Raw genomic sequence first — 23,481 nt, forward strand, 5'->3', positions numbered from 1 at the left:
CGATGGAATACATCCTCGCCCTCGACCAGGGCACCACCAGTTCGCGCGCCATCCTGTTCGATTGCCAGGGCCAGGTGGCCGCCACCGCCCAGCAGGAATATCCCCAGCACTTCCCCCAGCCCGGCTGGGTCGAGCACGATCCGCTCGACATCTGGAACAGCCAGCTCGCCTGCGCGCGCCAGGTGCTGCGGGACAGCGGCGTGGCTGCCTCCCAGGTGGCCGCGATCGGCATCGCCAACCAGCGCGAAACCACGGTGGTCTGGGACCGCCGGACCGGCGAGCCGCTGTGCCACGCCATCGTCTGGCAGGACCGGCGCACCGCCGGGATCTGCGACGCCCTGCGCGCGGCCGGACACGCCCCGCTCATCCAGCGCAAGACCGGCCTCGAGCTGGACGCCTATTTTTCCGCCACCAAGCTGCAATGGCTGCTGACCAATGTGCCGGGCGCGCGCGTGCGCGCCGAGCGCGGCGAGCTAACCTTCGGCACCGTCGACAGCTGGCTCGCGTTCAGGCTCACCGGGCGCCACGTGACGGACGTGAGCAATGCCTCGCGCACCATGCTCTTCAATATCAACAGCCTGCGCTGGGACGATGAGCTGCTGGCCCTGTTCGGCGTGCCGTCGTCGATGCTGCCGGAAGTCGTCCCGAGCAGCGGGCGGGTGGCGACGACGTCCGACGCCTGGTTCGGCCGCGCGATCCCGCTGGCCGGCATCGCCGGCGACCAGCAGGCGGCGACCTTCGGCCAGGCCTGCCACCGCCGCGGCATGGTCAAGAATACCTATGGCACCGGCTGCTTCATGCTGATGCACGCGGGCGCCGCGCCGCCGGTCTCGCACAACCGGCTGCTGTCCACGGTCGGCTGGACCGTCAAGGGACATACCGATTACCTGCTGGAGGGCAGCGTCTTCATGGGCGGCGCCACGGTCCAGTGGCTGCGCGACGGACTCGGCATCATCAAGCAGTCCGCCGACGTCGAAGCATTGGCCCTGTCCGTGCCCGACAGCGGCGGCGCGATGCTGGTGCCGGCCTTCGTCGGCCTCGGCGCGCCGCACTGGGACGCCTATGCGCGCGGCACCATCGTCGGCATGACGCGCGGGACCACGGCCGCCCACATCGCCCGCGCCGCCGTGGAAAGCATCGCCTACCAGAGCGCCGAACTGCTGGCCGCCATGCAGAAGGACGCCGCTTGCGCCGTGCACGAGGTGCGCGCCGACGGCGGCGCCGCCCGCAACGACCTGCTGATGCAGTTCCAGGCCGACCTGCTGGGCGTGCCCGTCGTCCGTCCGCGCGTCACCGAGACGACCGCGCTCGGTGCCGCCTACCTGGCCGGGCTGGCGCTCGGCTTCTGGGAATCGCAAGAAGAGATCGCGGCCCAGTGGCAGGCCGAGCGCCGCTTCGAGCCGCGCATGCCGGCCGCGCGCCGCGACGCGCTGATGGCGCGCTGGGCGAGGGCGGTGGCGCACGCCAGGAGCTGGGCCGAGCCTGGTTCAGCTTAGCCGAGGCTCGCTGTCGACTCGCGCACCGCCTCGGCAAAGGCGGCAGCGTCCGCCCTTGTGCAAGGGCGCAGCAGGAAGCGGTCGGTATGCAGCTGTGTCATGAATGAGCTTGATGAGTTGAAATATTTTCATCATGGCATCGGACTTTGCCGGCGGGATGCCGTGCGAGCCGCCGCCGTGGAATAGGGCACAATTTGAACCGTCCAATCCTGCAGGAGCCTCCTTGAAGACCTTCTTCTCGACCGTTCACGCGCTCATGGCCTTGCTGTTCATCGCCATCTCCCTGATGCTGATGGTGATGGCCGCGCTGACGGGCTGGAAAGCCGTCGGCGTCGCGCCGAGCGAAGGTGCCGAGAGCGCGATCGAGGCGATCGGTTTGCTGGCGATCGCGGTGGTGTCGCTGCAGATTTCCCAGACCATCGCGGAAGAAGAGGTCATCCGCGACGCCCACATCAGCGCGCCGACGCGCGTGCGCCGCTACCTGTCGCGCTTCATGGTCGTGGTGGTGGTGGCGCTGTCGATCGAAGGCCTGGTCGGCATCTTCAAGGCCCTGCACGAGGAACCGGAATTGCTGCCGCATGCGGCGTCGGTGCTGGTCGCGTCCGGCATCCTGCTGGCCGGCTGGGGGGTGTTCATCCGCTTCAACAAGGAAGCCGAGCTGCTGGAACCGGAGGCGATGGAAGAGGCGAAAAGCGAGGACAAAAAGCTGGCGAAGAGCGGGTAGAATGTTCCGCATGACTCCCGAAGGAAATGCGATGCGCCACCGGAACCTGATCATGCCCCTCGTCTTCGTCATTGCCGGCGCTGCCGGTCTTCCGGCAGCCTCCGCCCAGCAGGCGTCGCCGCAAGCCGGCGAGCTCGCCTCGCTGGCCGAGCTGCCGTCCGACATCCGCCTGGTGGTCGGCCCCGACGTCTCGGACCGCGGCGGTCCCTTCGCGGCCGGCTGCGTCGCCGTCAACGGCGAGCCGCACAGCCGCTTCGCGGGCGCCCGCATGAACGCGGACACCGCCCAGGTCACGATCGAGCGCGGCGGCATCGCCCATTACTTCGATACGCTCGACTTCCGCCGGGTAGAAGGCCGCTGGGTCCACGTACCGAAGCAGCCGGGCCAGGTCGCGTCCGTGCAGGCGCCGGAGAAATAAGGCCTTTTCAGGCCGCGCCCGGCGGTGTAGGCACGCAGCCGCTCCAGGTCTGGCGCAGCCGTTTCGCTCTCGGCGTATGGCGCATGGCGCATGACGAAGCCGAGGTGGGCGCCCAGGATGCTCATGTAATCGGCCAGCGTATAGGACACGCTGAAGTGGATCGGCGGCGCATCCGGCGGCGGCGCGACGTCAGAGGACGGTGGCGAATCGATCGTCAGTTCGGCGCCGGCGAAGCTTCTCCGTTCCTGCCGGACGATCTGCATGGCCACCTCCTTGCGCTGAGGCGGCTGGGGATGGCTGGTTCCGAACATGGCGGCCTCACGCTGATGAGCAGTGTCCGGAAGGTGGAACCATCCCCAACTATTGCAAGAGTGTAATGAATATCTTATACAGTCAAAACCCGATCCGCCCCTTGCCCGGCGTCGGCTTGAGGCGGATATCGGCCGCAATCACATGCTCCCGCCCATCCGCCACCGCATAGCCTAGGCCATCCAATAAAGTCTTGCGCAAATCCCGCGGCGACACCCCCGCCAGCTTGTCCAGCACCACATCCCCCAGGCGCGGATCGAAGCCGCCCAGGTTCAGTTCGCGCAGCAGCCCTGCATACATGCGCTGGGCGATGCCGGCCGCCTGTTCCGGCGTCGGCGCCGGCACCTCGTACACCGCCATGCGGTTCAGCAGCGGATGCGGGATGCCCTCGGTGGAATTTGCGGTCAGCACCCAGAAGATCTGCGAGGCGTCGATGTCGACGTCGATGAATTCATCGCGGAAGGCGCAGGCGGTTTCCGGCTCCAGCAACTGATACAGGGCGGCCAGCGGATCGGACTGCGAGGAACCGCTCGCCTTTTCGACTTCGTCCAGCACGATGACGGGATTCGCGAACTGGCCGCGTACCAGGCGCTCGGCGACCTTGCCGCATTTGGCGCCGCGCCAGCTGGCCGAGCTGCCGGTGATGACGAAGCCGGCCGACAGGGCGTTCATGCTGATCAGTTCGCAGTCGGTCTGCATGACCTTGGCCAGCCGCTTGGCGAAATGGGTCTTGCCGACGCCCGGGCCGCCCAGCAGGAGGATGGGCATGACGTTGAAACCTTTATCACCGGCGTGGGCCAGGCGCAAATAGCGCGCCAGGTCGTCCAGCACTTCGTCGAAGTTGGGACACTCCTCGAACAAGGGGGCGAGGGCGTCGATGGAAGAGGGGGTGGTGACGAAACGCTCGGCGCCGGTCTCGAGCATGCGTTCGTAAAACGCGTCGAGCTCGGGCGAACGTCCGCGGCTGCGGTCGAGCGCACCCTGGACCTCATGAAGGTCGTAGACGGTGCGGGTCCGGGCTAGTGTGATGCTCACGACGTTCTCCAGAGGCGGATGAGTTAGCAGGCGCTCACTTACCAGGTGCCAAGCCCTGCTGGGTTATCGCCTTGGTTTTATCCTAACCCGCTCTGCATCAATTCGCAATTTCCCTGTGTACCGTGCCATGCAAATGGGGTGAACGCTGTCGCGCCAGACTGACCTACCGTCAGTAAAAAGTTGCGGTTGATCAAACGTAAAACCCATGTGTATACGTGAGCTTACACATGCACTCTATTAGCTAAGTACCTAATTTTGCTCAACATTTTTACTTGAGGCAGCTTCAGGGAAGTTCGCTAAGTCATTGGTTTCATTGGCAATTTCGCTCTTTTCCAAACGTGAATTCGCTTGACCAGGGACAACGCTTCCTCTAAAGTGGGAAACGGTGGCAAAAAGTGCAGTTTTGTGGGGGAAATCAGGATCTCCCGGCGCCTAAAACTAATAAACTGATAACTCTCCAAAACTAGGTAAATACGTGTTTCAGGGCGCGTCAGCGATCAATCTCGATGCGAAAGGGCGGATGTCCATACCGTCCAAGCACCGTGACGCCTTGTTGCAGCAGTGCGAAGGCCGTATGACGCTCACGAAACACCCACATGGTTGCCTGTTGTTCTTCCCGCGCCCGGTGTGGGAAGAACATCGCGAACAGATCGCCTCCTGGCCGATGTCCGCCAGGGCGTGGCAACGTATTTTCCTGGGTAACGCCTGCGATGTCGAGTTGGACGGGTCGGGCCGGGTGCTCATTTCGCCCGAACTGCGCAGCGCAGTTGGATTGGAGAAAGAAGTGATGATGCTCGGGATGGGAACCCATTTCGAGATCTGGGATGCCGCCAAGCTGGCCGAAAACGAGGCCGAAGCCGTTGCTGGCGGCATGCCCGATGTCCTTTCCAATTTCTCCTTCTAAGGCGCCGCATGAACGTTATTCCGGTGCCTGAATGGCAGCATCGTACGGTGCTGCTGGATGAAGCAGTCGATGCCCTCGATCTCGAAGGCGCGCGCGCATCCGGTACTTATATAGATGGCACGTTCGGCCGCGGCGGTCACAGCCGGCTGATCCTGTCGAAGCTGGCCCCGCAAGGGCGCCTGATCGCTTTCGACAAGGACCTGCAGGCGATCGCCACCGCCGAACAGATTAACGATCCGCGATTCGCGATCGTGCACGACAGCTTCGCGACGATGGTCGAGGCGCTGGCGGCACGCGGCATCGCCAGGGTCGACGGCATTCTGCTGGACCTCGGCATCTCGTCGCCCCAGGTGGACGACGCCAGCCGCGGTTTCAGCTTCCGCAACGATGGTCCTTTGGACATGCGGATGGATACGACACGGGGCATCTCGGCCGCCGAGTGGCTGGCGACGGTGCCGGAACAACAACTGGAAAAGGTGATTCGCGATTATGGGGAAGAACGGTTTGCTTTTCAGATTGCAAAGGCGATTGCTGCTCGCCGGGCAATCGAGCCAATTTCAAGCACACGACAGCTTGCCGCAATCGTGGCAAACGCGGTCAAAACCCGGGAGAAAGGCAAGGATCCGGCAACCCGCACCTTTCAGGCTATCCGGATTTTCATCAATCAAGAGCTTGAGGACCTTGAAGCAGGTCTGAACGCGGCCTACGAGCTGCTCGCGCCCGGTGCGCGCATGTCGATCATCAGCTTCCATTCGCTGGAAGACCGCATGGTCAAGCAGTTCCTGGCCTCGAAGGCCAAGGTCGAGCAGCCGGACCGCCGACTGCCGATCCGCGCCGTCGACCTGCCTCAGCCCTTGATGAAGCTGATCAGCAAGACCAAGCCGTCCGGCCCCGAGGTCGAGGCCAACCCGCGCGCCCGCTCGGCGGTGCTGCGCGTGGCGGAACGCCTGGGAGCCTCCGCATGACCGGCAAGATCAACGTCGTGCTGGCCGCGCTGCTGGTCGGCTGCGCGCTGTCGGTCGTGAACGCCCGCTACCAGCGCAACCACCTCGTCAACGAGATCGAAAAACTGTCGACCCAGCAGCGCCAGCTCGACATCGACTGGGCCCAGCTCCAGCTCGACCAGTCCACCCTCGGCAAGAACGAGCGCATCGAACAGATCGCGCGCGTCAACCTGAACATGACGCCCCTGAGCCCGGCGCGCACCCAGTACCTGACGGAAGGCGGCAAATGAAGTCGAGCGCCAGCACTTCCCGCGCCAATTCCCGCGTTGCCGCCTCCAAGGGCGTGGCCTTCTCGAAGAGCCCCGTGCTGGCCGTGCGCCTGCCGGATTGGCGTTCGCGCGTCGTCCTGTTCGTGCTGTTCGCCGCCTTTGGCCTGCTGGCCGGGCGCGCCGTGTGGGTGCAGGTCGCGGACAACAAGTTCCTGCAGGAGCAGGGCGCCAACCGCTACATGCGTACCCAGGAACTGCCGGCCACGCGCGGCAAGATCTTCGACCGCAACGGCATGGTGCTGGGCTCGTCGCTGCCGGTGAAGTCGGTCTCGATCTTCACCGATGATTACAAGGCCAGCCCCGCATCCAGCGACAAGGTGCGCGAGCTGGCCACGCTGCTGGACATGCCGCAGGCGGAGCTGCTGAAGAAGCTGAAGTCGGACCGCAGCTACGTCTACCTGAAGCGCCAGGTCGAAATGGAGGTCGTCGCCAAGATCGAAAAGCTCGGCATCGAAGGCATCGACACCCGCAAGGAATACAAGCGCTACTACCCGCAGGGCGAGGTGATGGCGCACATGGTCGGCTTCACCAACGTCGAGGACGTGGGCCAGGAAGCGATGGAGCTGGCGCAGCAGAAGGCGCTGGCCGGCCAGCCCGGCAGCCGCCGCGTGATCAAGGACCGTCTCGGCCGCATCGTCGAGGACGTCGGCATGTCGCGCGAGCCGCACGACGGCAAGGACCTGACCCTGTCGGTCGACAGCAAGCTGCAGTACATCGCCTTCAACAGCGTCAAGAACGCGGTCGAGAAATTCCATGCCAAGGCCGGTGCCGCGGTGGTGCTGGACGTGCATACCGGCGAAGTGCTGGCGCTGGCCAACTGGCCGACCTACGACCCGAACAACCGCTCCCACCTGACCGGCGAACAGCTGCGCAACCGCGTCATCACCGACACCTTCGAGCCGGGTTCGAGCCTCAAGCCGTTCACGGTCGCGCTGGCGCTCGACAAGGGCCTGATCACGCCGCGCAGCACCTTCGACACCGGCAACGGCCGTTATTCCACCGGCGGCCACGTCATCCGCGATACCCATGCGCACGGCGTGATCGACGTCGGCACCATCATCCAGAAGTCGTCCAACATCGGCACCACCAAGATCTCCGAGCTGCTGTCGGCCCAGGAGATGTGGGAGCTGTTCACCAAGGTCGGCTTCGGCCAGGCGCCGCGCTTCGGCTTCCCGGGCGCAGTCGCGGGCCGCGTGCGTCCCTACAAGTCCTGGCCTATCGTGGCCAAGGCCAACATGTCCTTCGGCCAGGGCATCTCGATGTCGCTGCTGCAGCTGGCACGCGCCTGGCTGATCTTCGCCCGCGACGGCGACATCATCCCGCTGTCCTTCCAGAAGGTGACCGACAAGCCGGTCGGCCAGCAGGTGATCTCGGCCAAGACCGCGGCCCAGTTGCGCGTCATGGTCGAATCGGTGGTCGGTCCGGAAGGCACCGCGTCCCAGGCCCAGGTGGCCGGCTACCGCATCGGCGGCAAGACCGGCACCGCGCAGAAGGTCATCGACGGCCGCTATTCGCAGACCCACTACATCGGCAACTTCGTCGGCATCGCACCGATGTCGAACCCGCGCTTCGTGATCGCCGTGATGATCGACGACCCGAGCGGCCCCTTCCATACCGGCGGCGCGGTGGCGGCGCCGACCTTCGCGGCGCTGGCCGCGAATGCGCTGAGGGCGGCCAACGTGCCGCCCGATTCGACGGTCACCGACATCATCATCCCCGAACATCCCCTCGAGGAGAGCAACTGATGACGAGCCTGGACGATATCTGCAAATGGATTCGCGCCGCCGCCCCGGGCGGCCGTCTCGTTTCCGACTCGCGCCGCGTGGGCCAGGGCGACGTGTTCTTCGCCTATCCGGGCGAGGGCACTGCCGACGGCCGCAATTACATCGCTTCGGCGCTCGAGAAGGGGGCGGCCGCGGTGGTTCATGAAGCCCGCGATTTCGTGTCCGACGAGCGCAACGGCGTGCCGCACCTGGCCGTCGAGAACCTGAAAAAGAACGCCGGCGCCATCGCCCACGCGTATTACGGACAGCCGGACGCCGGCATGTTCACCGTGGGCGTGACCGGCACCAACGGCAAGACATCGATCGCGTTGTGGACCGCGCAGGCGCTGGCCCGCCTCGGCGGCCCGGACGACGGCGTCGGCGTGATCGGCACCCTGGGCGTCGGCCTGGTGCGCGCCCGCGTGCAACCCGAATTCGACGTGACCGGCTACACCACCCCGGACGCGGTGCTGCTGGCGACCCGCCTGGCCGCCCTGCGCGATGCCGGCGCGCGCGCGCTGGCGATCGAAGTATCCTCGATCGGCCTGGTCGAGGAACGCACCGCCGGCATGCATTTCGACGTGGCCGTGTTCACCAACCTGACCCGCGACCACCTGGACTACCACGGCGACATGTCCAGCTACGAGGCGGCCAAGCTGAAGCTGTTCGAGTGGCCGGGCCTGAAGCACGCCGTGCTGAACCTGGACGATCCCGCGGGCGTGCGCATCGCCGCGCACCTGCGCGCGCAGCGTCCGGAAGTGGCGATCACCGGCTACACGGTGCGCGGCGAAGAACAACAGCCGGCAATCGAAGGCGTCTCCATCCTGCGCGCGTCGCAGCTGCGTTCGCGCCCGGCCGGCACCGAGTTCCACGTCGGCACCCCGGCCGGCGGCGCGCTCGCCCGCACCCGCCTGGTGGGCCACTTCAACGTCAGCAATGCGCTGGCGGTGCTGGGTGTGCTGCTGGCCAAGGGTGCCTCGCTGCGCGCCGCGCTGGACCTCATCGAGACGCTGGAGCCGGCGCCGGGCCGCATGCAGCAGATCGGCGGCGCCGACGCGCCGCTGGTCGTGATCGATTACGCGCACACCCCGGACGCGCTGGAAAAGGCCCTGCTGGCCTTGCGCCAGGTGGCGACCGAGCGCGGCGGCCAGCTGTGGTGCGTGTTCGGCTGCGGCGGCGACCGCGACCCGGGCAAGCGTCCGCAGATGGGCGCCATCGCCCAGATGGCCGACCACGTGCTGGTGACCAGCGATAACCCGCGCAGCGAAGAGCCGCGCGCGATCATCGAACAGATCGTCGCCGGCATCGACCAGCACGACGCGGCCTCGACCCACCAGGCGATCGAGGACCGTGCCGCCGCCATCCTGTCGGCGGTGAAGCATGCCGCCAAGCTGGACGTGATCCTGCTGGCGGGGAAGGGGCACGAGCCCTACCAGGAAATCAAAGGCCGGAAGATTCCGTTTTCCGATGCCGACCATGCCGCGCTGGCCTTGAGCGCGCGGTTGACGATGATGAGGATGAATTAAATGCGCGGCACGCTCGAAGAGTTGAACCAAGCGCTGACCGCTTCGATGGCTGAAGTGCGCATGACGCGCGACGCCGCTTTCGAAGGCGTGTCAACCGACAGCCGCTCGGCCCCAGCCGGCGCGCTGTTCGTCGCACTGCGCGGCGAAACCTTCGATGCCCACGACTTCCTCGACCAGGTGGCGGCCAAGAAGGTGGCGGCCGTGGTCGTGGAAAAGCTGCCGGAAAACTTCCCGCTGCCGGCCCTGGTCGTGCCGGATACGCTGGCGGCCCTGGGCCGCATTGGTAACGCCTGGCGCAGCCGGTTCGGCATTCCCGTCATCGGCGTCACCGGCAGCAACGGCAAGACCACGGTCAAGGAAATGATCGCTTCGATCCTGGCCGCCAGCGTCGGCGAGGAGGCACGCCTGGCCACCCAGGGCAACCTGAACAACGAAATCGGCGTGCCGCTGACCGTGATGCGCCTGACGGATGCACACCGCGCCGCCGTGGTCGAACTGGGCATGAACCACCCGGGCGAAATCGCGCGCCTGGCCGCCATCGCCGCGCCCACCGTCGCCCTGGTCAACAATGCCCAGCGCGAGCACCAGGAATTCATGCACACCGTGGAAGCGGTGGCGCGCGAGAACGGCGCGGTGCTCGCCGCCTTGCCGGCCGACGGCGTGGCCGTGTTCCCGGGCGACGACGAGTACACCGCGCTGTGGCGCGATCTGGCCGGCGATCGTTCCGTCCTGACCTTCGGCCTGAGCGAAGCCTGCGACGTACGCGCGACCTATACGCCTAACAGCTTTGGCGCTGACTTGGTCGTTAGCGTAAGCCCGTCATTCCCGCGAAGGCGGGAATCCGAGCTCGGCTCTGCAGACGAGCAAGCAAACTTGGATTCCCGCCTTCGCGGGAATGACGTTCATACGTTCACCATCCGCCTCGCCGCCGCCGGCGAGCACAATGTCCGCAACGCCCTGGCAGCCTGCGCCTGCGCGCTGGCCGCCGGCATCTCCCGGGACGCCATCGTGCGCGGCCTGGAAGCCTTCGCGCCCGTCAGCGGCCGCCTGCAGCGCAAGCAGGCCGTGGGCGGCGCTACCGTGATCGACGACTCCTATAACGCCAACCCGGATTCGGTGCGCGCCGCCATCGACGTGCTCGCAGGGGCGCCGTCCCCGCGCATCCTGGTGCTGGGCGACATGGGCGAAGTCGGCACACAGGGACCCGAGTTCCACGAAGAGATCGGTGCATACGCGGCAAGCCGCGGCATCGAGACCGTGCTCGTCACCGGCGCATTGGCGCGCCACATGACGGGCGCTGGAGCGCAGCACTTTGAGCAGTTCGACGACTTATTGGCAGCACTGGATAGGCAACTGGGCAGCAAATCCGACGCAACTGTGTTGGTGAAGGGCTCGCGCTTCATGAAGATGGAACGCGCGGTCCAGCATCTCGTTCGATCACAAAACACTGGCAAGGATTTTCACTAAATGCTTCTCTGGCTTGCACAATATTTTCAGGACTATATCGGTCCGATGCGCATCTTTAACTACATCACCTTCCGGGCGGTGTTCGCGACCATCACCGCGATCGCCATCGGCCTGCTGTGCGGCCCGGCCGTGATCCGCAAGCTGACCGCGATGAAGGTCGGCCAGGCGGTGCGCACCTACGGTCCGCAGACCCACCTGGCCAAGCACGGCACCCCGACCATGGGCGGCGTGCTGGTGCTGATCGCGATCGGCATCTCGACCCTGTTGTGGTGCGACCTGTCGAACCGCCTGATCTGGCCGGTGCTGGTGGTGACCCTGGGCTTCGGCGCGATCGGCTGGGTCGACGACTACCGCAAGGTGGTCTACAAGGACCCGGAAGGCATGCGTTCGGGCGAAAAATACTTCTGGATGTCGCTGATCGGCATCTCTTCCTCGCTGTACCTGGCGTTCTCGGTCTCGGCCGCGACCCCGTGGGAAGTGTGGCAGCTGTTCTTCGCCTGGGTGCAGTCGGGCTTCTCGATGGACCTGCCGCCCAAGGCCGACCTGATCGTCCCCTTCTTCAAGACCATCAGCTATCCGCTGGGCGTGTGGGGCTTCATCGCGCTGACCTATTGCGTGATCGTGGGCGCTTCCAACGCCGTCAACTTCACCGACGGCCTGGACGGCCTGGCCATCATGCCGACCGTGATGGTGGGCGGCGCGCTGGGCCTGTTCGCCTACCTGACCGGTAACGCGACCTATTCGAAATACCTGTTCATCCCGCACATCCCGGGCGCCGGCGAACTGCTGATCTTCTGCGGCGCGATGGCGGGCGCGGGCCTGGCCTTTCTCTGGTACAACGCGCATCCGGCCCAGATGTTCATGGGCGACGTCGGCGCGCTGGCGCTGGGCGGCGCGCTCGGCACCATCGCCGTCATCGTGCGCCAGGAAATCGTGCTGTTCATCATGGGCGGCGTGTTCGTGGCCGAGACCCTGTCGGTGATCATCCAGGTGAGCTGGTTCAAGTACACCAAGAAGCGCTACGGCGCCGGCCGTCGCGTGTTCCTGATGGCGCCGCTGCACCACCATTTCGAACAGAAGGGCTGGAAGGAAACCAAGGTCGTGGTGCGCTTCTGGATCGTGACCATCATCCTGGTCCTGATCGGTATCTCCACCCTTAAACTGCGCTGACGTCGACACCATGAACTACGAAGGCAAAACCGCACTGGTACTCGGGCTCGGCGAATCGGGCCTCGCGATGGCGCAATGGCTGGCGCGCTGCGGCGCGGCGGTGCGCGTGGCCGATACGCGCACCGAGCCGCAGCGCCTGTCCGCGCTGCGCGAGTCCGTGCCGGCCGCCGAATTCATCGGCGGCGGCTTCGATGCCGGGCTGCTGGACGGCGTCGATTTCGTCGCCGTCAGCCCCGGCCTGGCGCCGGAGCGCGAGCTGGCCGAGATCGGCCCGGCAGCGGCCGCCCGCACGATCCCGGTGTGGGGCGAGATCGAACTGTTCGCCCAGGCGCTGGCCGACCTGAAGACGACCCGTGGCTACGCCCCGAAAGTCATCGCCATCACCGGCACCAACGGCAAGACCACGGTGACGAGCCTGACCGGCCTGCTGTGCCGCCGCGCCGGCTTTTCTACGTGCGTGGCCGGCAACATCAGCCCGGCCGCGCTGGACGTGCTGCGCGAAGTCCTCGATAACGATGAATTGCCGCAGGCCTGGGTGCTGGAACTGTCCAGCTTCCAGCTGCACACCACCTTCAGCCTGAACCCGGACGCCGCCACCGTCCTGAACCTCACCCAGGACCACCTGGACTGGCACGGCAGCATGACGGCCTATGCCTTCGACAAGTCGCGCATCTTCGGCAAGGACACGGTCCGCGTGCTGAACCGCGACGACGCCACCGTGATGCGCATGGGCAGCCCGGACGCGCAGGTCACGACCTTCGGCTCAGGCGAGCCGGACGCCCCCGGCAGTTTCGGCCTGGTGAACGAGCGCGGCGTGCTGTGGCTGGCCAACGCCAGTCCGGCGGAAGAGCCGGAGAAAAAGCGCCGCCGTGGCCCATCCTTAAATGAGCCGGAAGAGCCGCAGGAACTCGTGATCAACCGCCTGATGCCGGCCGACGCGCTGCGCATCCGCGGCATTCATAACGCCTCGAACGCACTGGCCGCGCTGGCCCTGTGCCGCGCCTGCGGCCTGCCGCTGGCGCCGCTGCTGCACGGCCTGCGCGACTACCAGGGCGAGCCGCACCGCGTCGAGCTGGTCGCCAGCATCGACGAGGTCGAGTACTACGACGACAGCAAGGGCACCAACGTCGGCGCCACCGTCGCCGCGCTGGAAGGCCTGGGCCAGACTTTCGGCGAGACCGGCCGCCAGATCCTGCTGATCGCCGGCGGCGACGGCAAGGGCCAGGACTTCGCGCCGCTGGCCGGTCCGTGCTCGCGCTACGTGAAGGCGGTGCTGCTGATCGGCCGCGACGCCCCGAGCGTCAAGGCTGCCATCGAGCCGAGTGGCGTGCCGTGCTTCGACCTGGCAAGCCTGGAGGAAGCCACCCGCCGCGCCAGTGGCCTGGCGAAATCGGGTGACGTGGTGCTGCTGTCGCCGGCCTGCGCCAGCCTGGACATGTTCACCAACTACGCACACCGCGCCCAGGTCTTCGTCGATGTCGTGCGCGAGATCGCGCTCGAAAAGGGGCAGGACATCTGATGGCTTTCCAGATCCCTTTCAAATTCGGCGGTTCTTCGAACGATGCGGCGGTCGCCGCGAGCGCGCGTCCGTCGCGCATGATGGAATACGACCAGCCGCTGGTCTGGGTCGTCGTCCTGCTCATGCTGTTCGGTATGGTGATGGTGTACTCGGCCTCGATCGCGCTGTCCGATTCGCCCAAGTTCGCCTACCTGGGCGGCAAGAACAACTACTTCCTGGTGCGCCAGGCGATGTTCATCGCCTTCTCGCTGGTGGTCGGCCTGTTCGTGTTCCGCATTCCGGTCGCGACCTGGCAGCGCTTCGCGCCGCTGATGTTCGTCGGCACGCTGGTCCTGCTGGCGCTGGTGCTGGTGCCGGGCGTGGGCGTCTCGGTCAACGGTGCGCGCCGCTGGCTGCCATTGAAGATCATGCAGATGCAGCCGTCCGAGATCATGAAAGTGGTGGCGGTGCTGTACGCCGCCGACTTCACGGTGCGCAAGCAGCAGTACATGCACAAGCTGACCAAGGGTTTCATGCCGATGGCGGCCGCGATGGCGCTGGTCGGTGCCCTGCTGATGCTGGAGCCCGACCTCGGCGCCTTCGGCGTGGTCGTCTGCATCTCGATGGGCATCCTGTTCCTGGGCGGCTTCAACATGATCTGGTTCGGCGGCATCGGCGCCGTGCTGGTGATGGTGTTCTCGACCATCATCGCGCTCTCGCCGTTCCGCCGTGCGCGCATGTTCGCCTACATGAATCCGTGGGAAGAGGGCAATGCGCTCGACAAGGCGTACCAGTTAACGCATTCCTTGATCGCTTTCGGCCGCGGCGAGTTCTTCGGCGTCGGGCTGGGCGGCAGCGTCGAGAAGCTGCACTACCTGCCGGAAGCCCACACCGACTTCATCATGGCCGTGATCGGCGAAGAGCTCGGCCTGGTCGGCGTGCTGGTCGTGGTCGGCCTGTTCTACTGGCTGGTGAAACGCGCGTTCGACATCGGGCGCCAGGCGATCGCGCTGGAGCAGCACTTCGCCGGCCTGGCCGCGAAGGGCATCGGCATCTGGCTCGGCGTGCAGGTCTTCATCAACATGGGCGTGAACCTCGGCCTGCTGCCGACCAAGGGCCTGACCCTGCCGCTGATGAGCTACGGCGGTTCGGGTGTGCTGTTCAACTGCGTCGGCCTGGCGATTCTGCTGCGCATCGATTACGAAAACCGCGTGCGGATGCGCGGCGGCCGCCAGGGAGTCAACAAATGAGCAAGCGCCTGATGATCATGGCGGCCGGCACCGGCGGCCACATCTTCCCCGGCATCGCCATCGCGCAATCGATGCGCGAGCGCGGCTGGGAAGTGAGCTGGCTGGGCACCGCCCACGGCATGGAATGCGACATCGTGCCCAAGCACGGCATCGCGATGGACCGCATCGATTTCGCCGGCATGCGCGGCAAGGGCCTCGGCCACACGCTTAGCGGCGCGTTCAAGCTGGTCGCCAGCTTCGCGTCCTGCCGCAAATACCTCGCCTTGCGCAAGCCGGACGTGGTGCTGGGCATGGGCGGCTACGTGACCGTGCCGGGCGGGATGATGGCGCGCGCCCGCGGCGTGCCGCTGGCGCTGGTGAATGCCGACGCCGCGCTGCTGCTGTCCAACAAAACCCTGACCCCGATCGCCCAGCGCGTGCTGTTCGGCTTCCCGGCCGACTTCGGCAAAGCGGCCGGCAAGGCCATCGTCACCGGCAACCCGGTACGCAAGGAAATCCTCGAGATGCCGTCGCCGGGCCACCGCTTCGCCAACCGCAGCGGTCCGCTCAACATCCTGGTGGTGGGCGGCAGCCTGGGCGCGAAAGTCCTGAACGATGCCGTGCCGGCGGCGCTGGCCCTGATTCCGGAAGGTGTACGTCCGGTCGTCACCCACCAGTCGGGCAAGAAGAACATCGAGGTCCTGCGCGCGGCGTATGCCCAGGCCGGCGTAGAGGCCAACGTGCTCGACTTCATCGACGACATGGCGGCGGAATACGCGAACGCCGACCTGGTGATCTGCCGCGCCGGTGCGATCACGGTGTCGGAACTGACCGCCGCCGGCGTGGCCAGTGTGCTGGTGCCTTTCGTGGCCAGCACCACCAGCCATCAGCGCGACAACGCGATCTGGATGGACAAGCAAAAAGCGGCGCTGCACGTGCCGCAGGGCGAACTGAACCCGCAGCAGCTGGCGAAGCTGCTGCAATCGCTGAGCCGCGACGACTGCCTGAAGATGGCGGAAGCGGCGCAGGCGGTCGGCCGGCGCGACGCCAATGCGGCGATCGCGCAGGTCCTGGAAGAACTGAGCGAAGGTAAAGGCAGGGCATGAAACACAAGATCAAGCATATTCACTTCGTCGGCATCGGTGGCAGCGGCATGAGCGGCATCGCCGAGGTGCTGCTGAACCTCGGCTACAAGGTGTCGGGTTCGGACCTGGCCTCGAACGCCGCCAGCCAGCGCCTGGCCGAACTCGGCGCGACGGTCTACACCGGCCACGCGGCGGAGCACATCCGCGGCGCCGACGCCGTGGTCACCTCGACCGCCGTCAACGAATCGAATCCGGAAGTGGTGGCCGCGCGCGCCGGCAAGGTACCGGTGGTGCCGCGCGCCATCATGCTGGGCGAACTGATGCGCCTGAAGCGCGGCATCGCGATCGCCGGCACCCACGGCAAGACCACCACCACCAGCCTCGTGGCTTCGGTGCTGGCCGAGGGCGGACTGGACCCGACCTTCGTGATCGGCGGCCGCCTGAACAGCGCCGGCGCCAACGCCAAGCTGGGCACCGGCGACTACATCGTGGCCGAGGCCGACGAGTCGGACGCATCGTTCCTGAACCTGACGCCGATGATCGAGGTGATCACCAACATCGACGCCGACCACATGGACACCTACGAGCACGACTTCGAGAAATTGAAGGGTGCGTTCGTGAACTTCACCCACCGCCTGCCGTTCTACGGCCGCGCGATGATGTGCATCGACGACGTCAACGTGCGGGCTATCCTGCCGCAGGTGACCAAGCCGGTGACGACCTACGGCTTTTCCGAGGATGCCGAAGTGCGCGCGCTGGACGCCCACGCCGACGGCACCCGCATGCGCTTCACCGTGCGCCAGGAAGGCTATCCGGACACGCCCTTCGTGCTGAACCAGCCGGGCATGCACAATGTGCTGAACGCCTGCTCGGCGATCGCGATCGCGCGCGAGATCGGCGTTCCGGACGAAGACACGGCGCGCGGCCTGGCCGAATTCCGCGGCGTCGGCCGCCGCTTCACCCGCTACGGCGAGATCCCGCTCGAGGGCGGCGGCAGCTTCACCCTGGTCGACGACTACGGCCACCATCCGGTCGAAGCCCAGGTGACGCTGGCGGCGGCGCGCGCGGCCTATCCGGGGCGACGCCTGCTGCTGGCCTTCCAGCCGCACCGCTATACCCGCACCCGCGACCTGTTCGAGGACTTCGTCAAGGTGCTGAGCGCGCCGGACGTGCTGCTGCTGGCCGAGGTGTACTCGGCCGGCGAAACCCCGATCGTGGCGGCCGACGGCCGTGCGCTGGCGCGCGCGCTGCGCGCCGGCAGCCAGATCGAACCGATTTTCGTGGAATCGATCGCCGACATGCCGGCGACGATCCTGAAGGTGGCGCGTGACGGCGACGTCGTGCTCATCATGGGCGCCGGCTCGATCGGCGGCGTTCCGCATCAACTGACCCAGCATCAAAAGGTTGCATCGTGAGTGTTTTATCCCCATCCGAAGTCAAACAACTCGGCAAGGTCGGCGTCCTGTTCGGCGGCCGCTCCGCCGAGCGCGAAATTTCCATCCTGTCCGGCACCGGCGTGCTGCAGGCGCTGCAATCGAAGGGCGTCGACGCCCATGCCTTCGACCCGGCCGAGCGTTCGCTGGCCGAGCTGGCGGCGGAAAAATTCGACCGCGTGTTCATCGCGCTGCACGGCCGCTACGGCGAGGACGGCAGCCTGCAGGGTGCCCTCGAGCAGCTCGGCATTCCGTACACCGGCAGCGGCGTGATGGCGTCCAGCGTCGGCATGGACAAGATCACCACCAAGATCGTCTGGCTGGCGCACGGCGTCTCGACCCCGAAATACGCCGTCATCGACGAGGGTACGAACCTGGACAAGGTCGTGGCGGATCTCGGCCTGCCGCTGATCGTCAAGGCGCCGCTCGAAGGTTCGAGCATCGGCATCACGAAAGTGACCCGCTTGGCAGAGCTGCAGGCGGCCGTCGACCTGTCCCGCCGCTACGACAAGCGGGTGCTGGCCGAGCAGTTCATCGAAGGCCGCGAATTCTCGGTGCCGCTGCTGGGTAGCGGTACGGCTGCGCGCGCGCTGCCGATCATCGAGATCGTGGCACCGGAAGGCAACTACGACTACCAGAACAAGTACTTCAAGGACGACACCAAATACTACTGCCCGGCGCCGCTCGACGCGGAGCTCACGGCCCGCATCCAGCGCGAAGTCGAGAAGGCCTACCGCGCCCTCGGTTGTGAAGGCTGGAGCCGCATCGACGTGCTGCTGCGCGAGTCGGACAAGCAGTTCTTCCTGCTGGAGGTGAATACCTCGCCGGGCATGACCACGCACTCGCTGGTGCCGATGGCCGCGCGTGCGGAAGGCGTTTCCTACGAAGACCTGTGCGTCGAGATCCTGCGTTCGGCGTCGCTGAAGATCGTGCAGAAGAAGGAAAAGGCATAAACGATGTGGCATGACGCGCGAGCCTTGAACGCAACCGCCAGCGCGCTCACCGCGCTGGTGGCGCTCGCCTGTATCGCGTCCGGCGTCTGGTGGCTGTCGCAGCGTCCGATGTTCTCCCTGCGTGCGGTGCGCGTCGAGAGCATGTACGGCCTGGACCTGCAGCACGTGAACGAACTCACGGTGCGCAACAGCGTGCTGGGCAAGATCAAGGGGAATTTCTTCACCTCCGACCTGGAGCAGGTGCGTTCGACCTTCGAGGCGGTGCCCTGGGTCCGCAAGGCCAGCGTGCGCCGCGAGTGGCCGAACCAGTTGATCGTCCAGGTCGAGGAGCACGAAGCGCTCGGCACCTGGGGCGAGGACGGACGCCTGCTGTCCGTCAAAGGCGATGCCTTCACCGCCAACCTGGCCGAAGCCGACGAGGACCACGAGCTGCCTGCTTTCGACGGTCCTCCCGGCAGCGAGAAGGAAGTGCTGGCGCGATTCGCCGAGCTGCGCGGCCTGTTCGCGCCGGTGCGCCTGGTGCCGGTCTCGCTCAGCCTGTCGAAGCGCTACGCCTGGACGGTCCGGCTGGACAACGGCATGAGCGTGGAACTCGGCCGCGAGCTGGGCAAGGATGGCATGAAGGCGCGCGTGCAGCGGCTGGTGAGCATCTATCCCCAGCTGGTGGCGCGCCTGCAGGAAGGACGCATCGATACGATCGACATGCGCTATCCGAACGGTCTGGCGCTGTCGTCGGCGGCCTTGAACGTACCGCTCGATGCCAGCAAGCCGGTCAAGGCGGCAAAGAAAAAAGCACCCACTAAAACAACAAAGCAAACCTAACACAGCAGGCGACAGCAAACATGACAAAAGACGCAAAGAACCTGATCGTCGGTCTCGACATCGGCACCTCGAAGGTGGTGGCGGTGGTGGCCGAGGTGATGGCCGATGGGCGCCACGAAGTAATCGGACTCGGCCAGCACGAGTCGAAGGGTTTGAAGAAGGGCGTTGTCGTCAACATCGAAGCGACCGTCGAGTCGATCCAGCGCGCGCTCGAAGAAGCCGAGCTGATGGCCGACTGCAAGATCCGCAACGTGTATGCGGGCATCGCCGGCAGCCATATCCGTTCGTTCAACTCGAGCGGCATGGTGGCGATCAAGGACAAGGAAGTCACCGCGACCGACGTGGCGCGCGTGATCGAGACGGCGAAGGCGGTCAACATCCCGACCGACCAGCAACTGCTGCATACGGTGCCGCAGGAATTCATCGTCGACAACCAGGAAGATGTGCGCGAGCCGATCGGCATGAGCGGCATCCGCCTGGAGGTGCGCGTACACATTGTTACAGGTGCGGTGTCCGCGGTGCAGAATATTGTAAAGTGCGTGCGCCGTTGCGGGCTCGAGGTCTCGGACCTGATCCTGCAGCCGATGGCGTCCGCCGATTCCGTGCTGACGGGCGACGAGAAGGAACTCGGCGTGGTCCTGATCGACATCGGCGGCGGCACCACCGACATCGCCGTGTTCAGCGATGGCGCAATCCGCCACACGGCCGTGATCCCGATCGCCGGCGACCAGATCACCAGCGACATCGCGATGGCCCTGCGCACCCCGACCGGCGAAGCGGAAGAGATCAAGATCCGCTACGGCGTCGCCAAGCAGGTGCTGGCCGATCCGGGCGAGACCCTGGAAGTGCCGGGCCTGGGCGACCGCGGTCCGCGCTCGCTGTCGCGCCAGGCGCTGGCGGCCGTGATCGAGCCGCGCGTCGAGGAGCTGTTCGCGATGGTGCACCAGGTGGTGCGCGAGTCCGGCTACGAGGGCGTGCTGTCGTCGGGCATCGTGCTGACCGGCGGCTCCTCGATCATGCCGGGCATGATCGAGATGGCCGAAGACATCTTTTTGAAGCCGGCGCGCCTTGGCACGCCGGAGTATCGCGGCCAGCTGGCTGACGTGGTGCGCAGTCCGCGCTACGCGACGGTTCTCGGCCTTTTGCTGGAAGCGAAGAAGCAGTATTTGCGCGGCCATATCGTGACCCGTCAGGATGGATCGGTGAAAGCGGTATGGCAGCGGATGAAAGAGTGGTTTTTAGGGAACTTTTAAGACTTTTGGTACACGCTGTAACGGTTTTTCTTGGTAACCAACGTAAATTATTTTTAAAATACAAGCACGTTTCCAACCTGCAGGTCTGATCGCATTCGATGAGGTCTGCAGCTTGGGAACAGCTCATTGAATTAGGAGTTCATCATGGAGTTCGATATGGTCGATAACGCATCACTGGGAACCGTCATCAAGGTCGTCGGCGTCGGCGGCGCGGGTGGCAACGCGGTTCAGCACATGATCAATAAAGGTGTTTCCGGTGTCGAGTTTATCGCCGCAAACACGGACGCGCAGGCGCTGGCGGTCTCGAGCGCGCACAACATCATCCAGATCGGCGATTCCGGCCTGGGCGCAGGCATGCGTCCGGAAGTCGGCCGCCAGCTGGCCGAGCAGTCGCGTGCGCGCATCGAGGATTCGCTGCGCGGCGCGCACATGGTCTTCATCGCCGCCGGCATGGGCGGCGGCACCGGCACCGGCGCCGCGCCGATCGTCGCCGAAGTGGCGAAGAGCCTGGGCGCGCTGACCGTCGCCGTGGTCTCCAAGCCGTTCTCGTACGAAGGCCAGAAGTGCATGGACGTGGCCGAAAACGGCCTGGCCGAGCTGACCAAGCACGTCGACTCCCTGATCGTGATCCTGAACGAGAAGCTGGAAGACATCTACGAAGACGAATCCATGCTGGACTGGATGAAGCATGCCGACGATGTGCTGAACAACGCCGTGGCCGGTATCGCCGAGATCATCAACGTGCCGGGCCACATCAACGTCGACTTCAACGACGTCAAGACCATCATGAGCGAGCAGGGCAAGGCCATGATGGGCACCGCGACCGCTTCGGGCGTGGACCGCGCACGCATCGCCGCCGAACAGGCCGTGGCGTCGCCGCTGCTGGACGGTATCGACCTGTCGGGTGCCAAGGGCGTGCTGGTGAACGTCACCGCCTCGCGCGGCCTGAAAGGTAAGGAAATCAAGGAAGTGATGGCCGCGGTGCGCGCCTTCGCCGCTCCGGACGCCGCCATCGCACAAGGCATCGCCTACGACGACGAGATGGGCGACGAACTGCGCGTGACCGTGGTTGCGACCGGCCTGGGCAAGAACAAGGCCAACATCTCGCTGGTGCAGCCGCAGCAGGTCCTGCATACCGGTACCTACGGTTCGCCGATGATGGCGGGCGCCGCTACCGTCTCCGCAGGCAACGTGCGCATGGGCTCGATCAGCACCGGCGGCGCCGATGCCGGCATGAAGCAGCCGGCCGTGTGGCGCCGCGAGCAGGCCTCCGAGCAGGTCCGCGCGATGCAGAACAACGGCGTCGAAACGTACGACATTCCGGCGTTCCTGCGTAAGCAAGCTGACTGAGCAAGCCGACCAAGCAAGCCAAACTCCATGATGCAAGGGCCAGTACCGACCAAGCGGTACTGGCCTTTTGTTTATGCTGAATCAAACCGGGGTCAGACTCCCAAATTTGGAAATGCCTCATGGGATCTTTCCAAAATCGGGAGTCTGACCCCGGTTTGCTGTAGATCAGGCATACTTGTGGGTTCTGATTATCACAACATTGGAGTATTCACATGACCATCCAGATCGGCGACCGCCTGCCTGAAGCGACCCTGTCGGAATTCATCGAGACCGAAACCGAAGGCTGCTCGCTGGGCCCGAACACTTTCAACACGGCCGACCTCGTCAAAGGGAAGACCGTCGCCATCTTCGGCCTGCCGGGCGCCTACACCCCGACCTGCTCGGCCCAGCACCTGCCGGGCTACATCCAGCTGGCCGACCAGCTGAAGGCCAAGGGCGTGGACGAGATCTGGTGCGTGTCGGTCAACGACGCCTTCGTGATGGGCGCCTGGGGCCGCGACCAGAAGGCCACCGGCATCGTCCGCATGATGGCCGACGGCAGCGGCACCTTCACCAAGGCCCTGGGCCTGGAGCTCGACCTGGCTGCCAAGGGCCTGGGCATCCGCAGCCAGCGCTATTCGATGCTGGTCGAGGACGGCGTGGTCAAGCAGCTGAACCTCGAGAACGGCGGCGGCTTCGCAGTGTCGTCGGCCGAGAAGCTGCTGGAACAGATCGGCTAACCGGTCCGCACCGCCCACGAACGGCGCTGCGGCGCCGTTTTTTGTCTTTATCGCCCACGAGCATGATCACCGAATCTTCCGACCAGTCCAAAGATAAGCCGCAGGCAGCCAACACCAGGCTGAGCGGCAACCTGCGCAGCATCCAGGCGATGCTGGCGGCGGTGCTGATGTTCTCGATCATGGACACGATCATGAAGCTGCTGTCGGCCGAGTTCCCGGCGATGCAGGTGGCGGCGCTGCGCTCCCTCTCGTCGCTGCCGCTGGTCTGCGTCTGGGTCGCCTGGCGCGGCGGCTTTGCTTCGATCCTGCAGGTCCACTGGCCGCTGCACTTGCTGCGCGCGGCGATCGGCATCGTGATGCTGGCGCTGTTCGCCTACGGGGTGAGGGGCTTGTCGCTGGCCGAGGCCTATACGATCTTCTTCATCGGCCCGATCCTGATCACGGCGCTGTCCGTGTTCGTGCTGAATGAACGCGTGAGTCGTGCGCGCTGGCTGGCGATCGCGGTCGGCATGGCCGGCGTGCTGGTGGTGCTGCGTCCCAGCGGCGACGGCTTCCTCACGCTCGGCGGGCTGGCGATCCTGGTGGCGGCCGTGTGCTATGCGGTGTCGGCGGTGACGGGACGGGTGCTGGCGCGCAGCGACAGCAGCGAACAGATGGTGTTCTGGCTGATGCTGATGATGGCCGTCGGCGCGACGGCACTGGCCTGGCCTTCCTGGACCCCGGTCGAGGCACGCCACCTGCCGCTGCTGGCCGGCCTGGCGCTCAGCGGCTTCCTGGCCCAGCTGGCACTGACCGAAGCCTTCAGCCACGGCGAAGCCTCGGTGGTGGCGCCGTTCGAGTACACGGCGCTGGCCTGCGGCATCGCGATCGACTGGATGTTCTGGCAAACCCTGCCCGACCAATATACATTGTTCGGCGCGGCAATCATCGTCGGCAGCGGCCTGTACCTGATTCGCCACGAAACGGCGCATGCCGAGGCTGAACATCCCTGAAAACGTGGTGTTCCTGCCACCGGAAGGGGCGGGGGAGCAGGGCCCCTACCGGCGGAGGCAGG

At 65.7% G+C, this 23,481-nt stretch carries 22 protein-coding genes; 20 read left to right on the plus strand and 2 right to left on the minus strand.

Features of this window, described 5'->3' with window-relative positions:
• Nucleotides 1-2: 2 nt before the first annotated feature.
• The 3 genes from glpK (at nt 3) to ACI48D_RS09910 (ending at nt 2,638) form a co-directional block, all read left to right on the plus strand.
• Nucleotides 3-1,496: a glycerol kinase GlpK gene (gene glpK, locus ACI48D_RS09900; protein WP_435571053.1), complete on the plus strand. Its 1,494-nt coding sequence runs from the start codon at nt 3-5 to the stop codon at nt 1,494-1,496.
• A 256-nt stretch (nt 1,497-1,752) separates the two neighbouring features.
• Nucleotides 1,753-2,220: a hypothetical protein gene (locus ACI48D_RS09905; protein WP_435571123.1), complete on the plus strand. Its 468-nt coding sequence runs from the start codon at nt 1,753-1,755 to the stop codon at nt 2,218-2,220.
• A 10-nt stretch (nt 2,221-2,230) separates the two neighbouring features.
• Nucleotides 2,231-2,638, plus strand: coding sequence for a hypothetical protein (locus tag ACI48D_RS09910; RefSeq protein ID WP_435571054.1), 408 nt, complete (start codon nt 2,231-2,233; stop codon nt 2,636-2,638).
• On the opposite strand, the gene ACI48D_RS09915 is transcribed toward ACI48D_RS09910, so the two are convergent.
• Both ACI48D_RS09915 and ACI48D_RS09920 read right to left on the minus strand, forming a co-directional pair.
• Nucleotides 2,539-2,949: a hypothetical protein gene (locus ACI48D_RS09915; RefSeq protein WP_435571055.1), complete on the minus strand. Its 411-nt coding sequence runs from the start codon at nt 2,947-2,949 to the stop codon at nt 2,539-2,541. The genes ACI48D_RS09910 and ACI48D_RS09915 overlap by 100 nt on opposite strands.
• A gap of 82 nt (nt 2,950-3,031) precedes the next feature.
• On the minus strand, nt 3,032-3,982 hold the full coding sequence (locus ACI48D_RS09920; RefSeq protein WP_435571056.1) for an AAA family ATPase: 951 nt from the start codon (nt 3,980-3,982) through the stop codon (nt 3,032-3,034).
• Between the two features lie 475 nt (nt 3,983-4,457).
• On the opposite strand from ACI48D_RS09920, the gene mraZ reads away from it, so the two are divergent.
• The 17 genes from mraZ (at nt 4,458) to ACI48D_RS10005 (ending at nt 23,419) form a co-directional block, all read left to right on the plus strand.
• A complete protein-coding gene (mraZ, locus tag ACI48D_RS09925) occupies nt 4,458-4,886 on the plus strand; it encodes a division/cell wall cluster transcriptional repressor MraZ (RefSeq protein WP_435571057.1) in 429 nt (142 codons plus the stop codon).
• Between the two features lie 8 nt (nt 4,887-4,894).
• Nucleotides 4,895-5,851, plus strand: coding sequence for a 16S rRNA (cytosine(1402)-N(4))-methyltransferase RsmH (rsmH, locus tag ACI48D_RS09930; RefSeq protein ID WP_435571058.1), 957 nt, complete (start codon nt 4,895-4,897; stop codon nt 5,849-5,851).
• Nucleotides 5,848-6,120, plus strand: a complete 273-nt coding sequence (gene ftsL, locus ACI48D_RS09935) for a cell division protein FtsL (protein ID WP_435571059.1) — start codon at nt 5,848-5,850, stop codon at nt 6,118-6,120. Before rsmH ends, ftsL begins: the two co-directional genes overlap by 4 nt.
• Nucleotides 6,117-7,904, plus strand: coding sequence for a peptidoglycan D,D-transpeptidase FtsI family protein (locus tag ACI48D_RS09940; RefSeq protein ID WP_435571060.1), 1,788 nt, complete (start codon nt 6,117-6,119; stop codon nt 7,902-7,904). The genes ftsL and ACI48D_RS09940 overlap by 4 nt, the downstream gene beginning before the upstream one ends.
• Complete coding sequence (locus ACI48D_RS09945; protein WP_435571061.1) at nt 7,904-9,448, plus strand: UDP-N-acetylmuramoyl-L-alanyl-D-glutamate--2,6-diaminopimelate ligase; 1,545 nt, start codon at nt 7,904-7,906, stop codon at nt 9,446-9,448. Before ACI48D_RS09940 ends, ACI48D_RS09945 begins: the two co-directional genes overlap by 1 nt.
• On the plus strand, nt 9,449-10,915 hold the full coding sequence (locus tag ACI48D_RS09950) for a UDP-N-acetylmuramoyl-tripeptide--D-alanyl-D-alanine ligase (protein ID WP_435571062.1): 1,467 nt from the start codon (nt 9,449-9,451) through the stop codon (nt 10,913-10,915).
• Nucleotides 10,916-12,085 carry a phospho-N-acetylmuramoyl-pentapeptide-transferase gene (mraY, locus tag ACI48D_RS09955; RefSeq protein ID WP_435571063.1) on the plus strand — a complete coding sequence of 390 codons (1,170 nt, stop codon included), beginning with the start codon at nt 10,916-10,918 and terminating at the stop codon, nt 12,083-12,085.
• 10 nt (nt 12,086-12,095) lie between these two features.
• A complete protein-coding gene (murD, locus tag ACI48D_RS09960) occupies nt 12,096-13,604 on the plus strand; it encodes a UDP-N-acetylmuramoyl-L-alanine--D-glutamate ligase (RefSeq protein WP_435571064.1) in 1,509 nt (502 codons plus the stop codon).
• Nucleotides 13,604-14,833, plus strand: coding sequence for a putative lipid II flippase FtsW (ftsW, locus tag ACI48D_RS09965; RefSeq protein WP_435571065.1), 1,230 nt, complete (start codon nt 13,604-13,606; stop codon nt 14,831-14,833). The genes murD and ftsW overlap by 1 nt, the downstream gene beginning before the upstream one ends.
• Nucleotides 14,830-15,918 carry an undecaprenyldiphospho-muramoylpentapeptide beta-N-acetylglucosaminyltransferase gene (gene murG / locus ACI48D_RS09970; protein ID WP_435571066.1) on the plus strand — a complete coding sequence of 363 codons (1,089 nt, stop codon included), beginning with the start codon at nt 14,830-14,832 and terminating at the stop codon, nt 15,916-15,918. Before ftsW ends, murG begins: the two co-directional genes overlap by 4 nt.
• Entirely contained in the window at nt 15,915-17,312 is a 1,398-nt protein-coding gene (murC, locus tag ACI48D_RS09975; RefSeq protein WP_435571067.1) for a UDP-N-acetylmuramate--L-alanine ligase, read from the plus strand. Before murG ends, murC begins: the two co-directional genes overlap by 4 nt.
• Nucleotides 17,309-18,283 carry a D-alanine--D-alanine ligase gene (locus tag ACI48D_RS09980; protein WP_435571068.1) on the plus strand — a complete coding sequence of 325 codons (975 nt, stop codon included), beginning with the start codon at nt 17,309-17,311 and terminating at the stop codon, nt 18,281-18,283. Before murC ends, ACI48D_RS09980 begins: the two co-directional genes overlap by 4 nt.
• Before the next feature lie 3 nt (nt 18,284-18,286).
• Nucleotides 18,287-19,105 (plus strand): cell division protein FtsQ/DivIB, encoded by an 819-nt coding sequence (locus tag ACI48D_RS09985; RefSeq protein ID WP_435571069.1) that lies wholly within the window; start codon nt 18,287-18,289, stop codon nt 19,103-19,105.
• 20 nt (nt 19,106-19,125) lie between these two features.
• Nucleotides 19,126-20,358, plus strand: coding sequence for a cell division protein FtsA (gene ftsA, locus ACI48D_RS09990; protein ID WP_230020410.1), 1,233 nt, complete (start codon nt 19,126-19,128; stop codon nt 20,356-20,358).
• A gap of 144 nt (nt 20,359-20,502) precedes the next feature.
• Nucleotides 20,503-21,708, plus strand: a complete 1,206-nt coding sequence (ftsZ, locus tag ACI48D_RS09995; RefSeq protein ID WP_435571070.1) for a cell division protein FtsZ — start codon at nt 20,503-20,505, stop codon at nt 21,706-21,708.
• A gap of 212 nt (nt 21,709-21,920) precedes the next feature.
• Nucleotides 21,921-22,427, plus strand: coding sequence for a peroxiredoxin (locus tag ACI48D_RS10000; protein WP_435571071.1), 507 nt, complete (start codon nt 21,921-21,923; stop codon nt 22,425-22,427).
• A gap of 149 nt (nt 22,428-22,576) precedes the next feature.
• The gene (locus ACI48D_RS10005) at nt 22,577-23,419 is read left to right on the plus strand and encodes a DMT family transporter (protein ID WP_435571124.1); all 843 of its coding nucleotides are present in this window, start codon (nt 22,577-22,579) and stop codon (nt 23,417-23,419) included.
• Nucleotides 23,420-23,481: the final 62 nt, after the last annotated feature.

The organism is Massilia sp. LXY-6 (assembly GCF_051233485.1).
GTDB lineage: Bacteria > Pseudomonadota > Gammaproteobacteria > Burkholderiales > Burkholderiaceae_D > Telluria.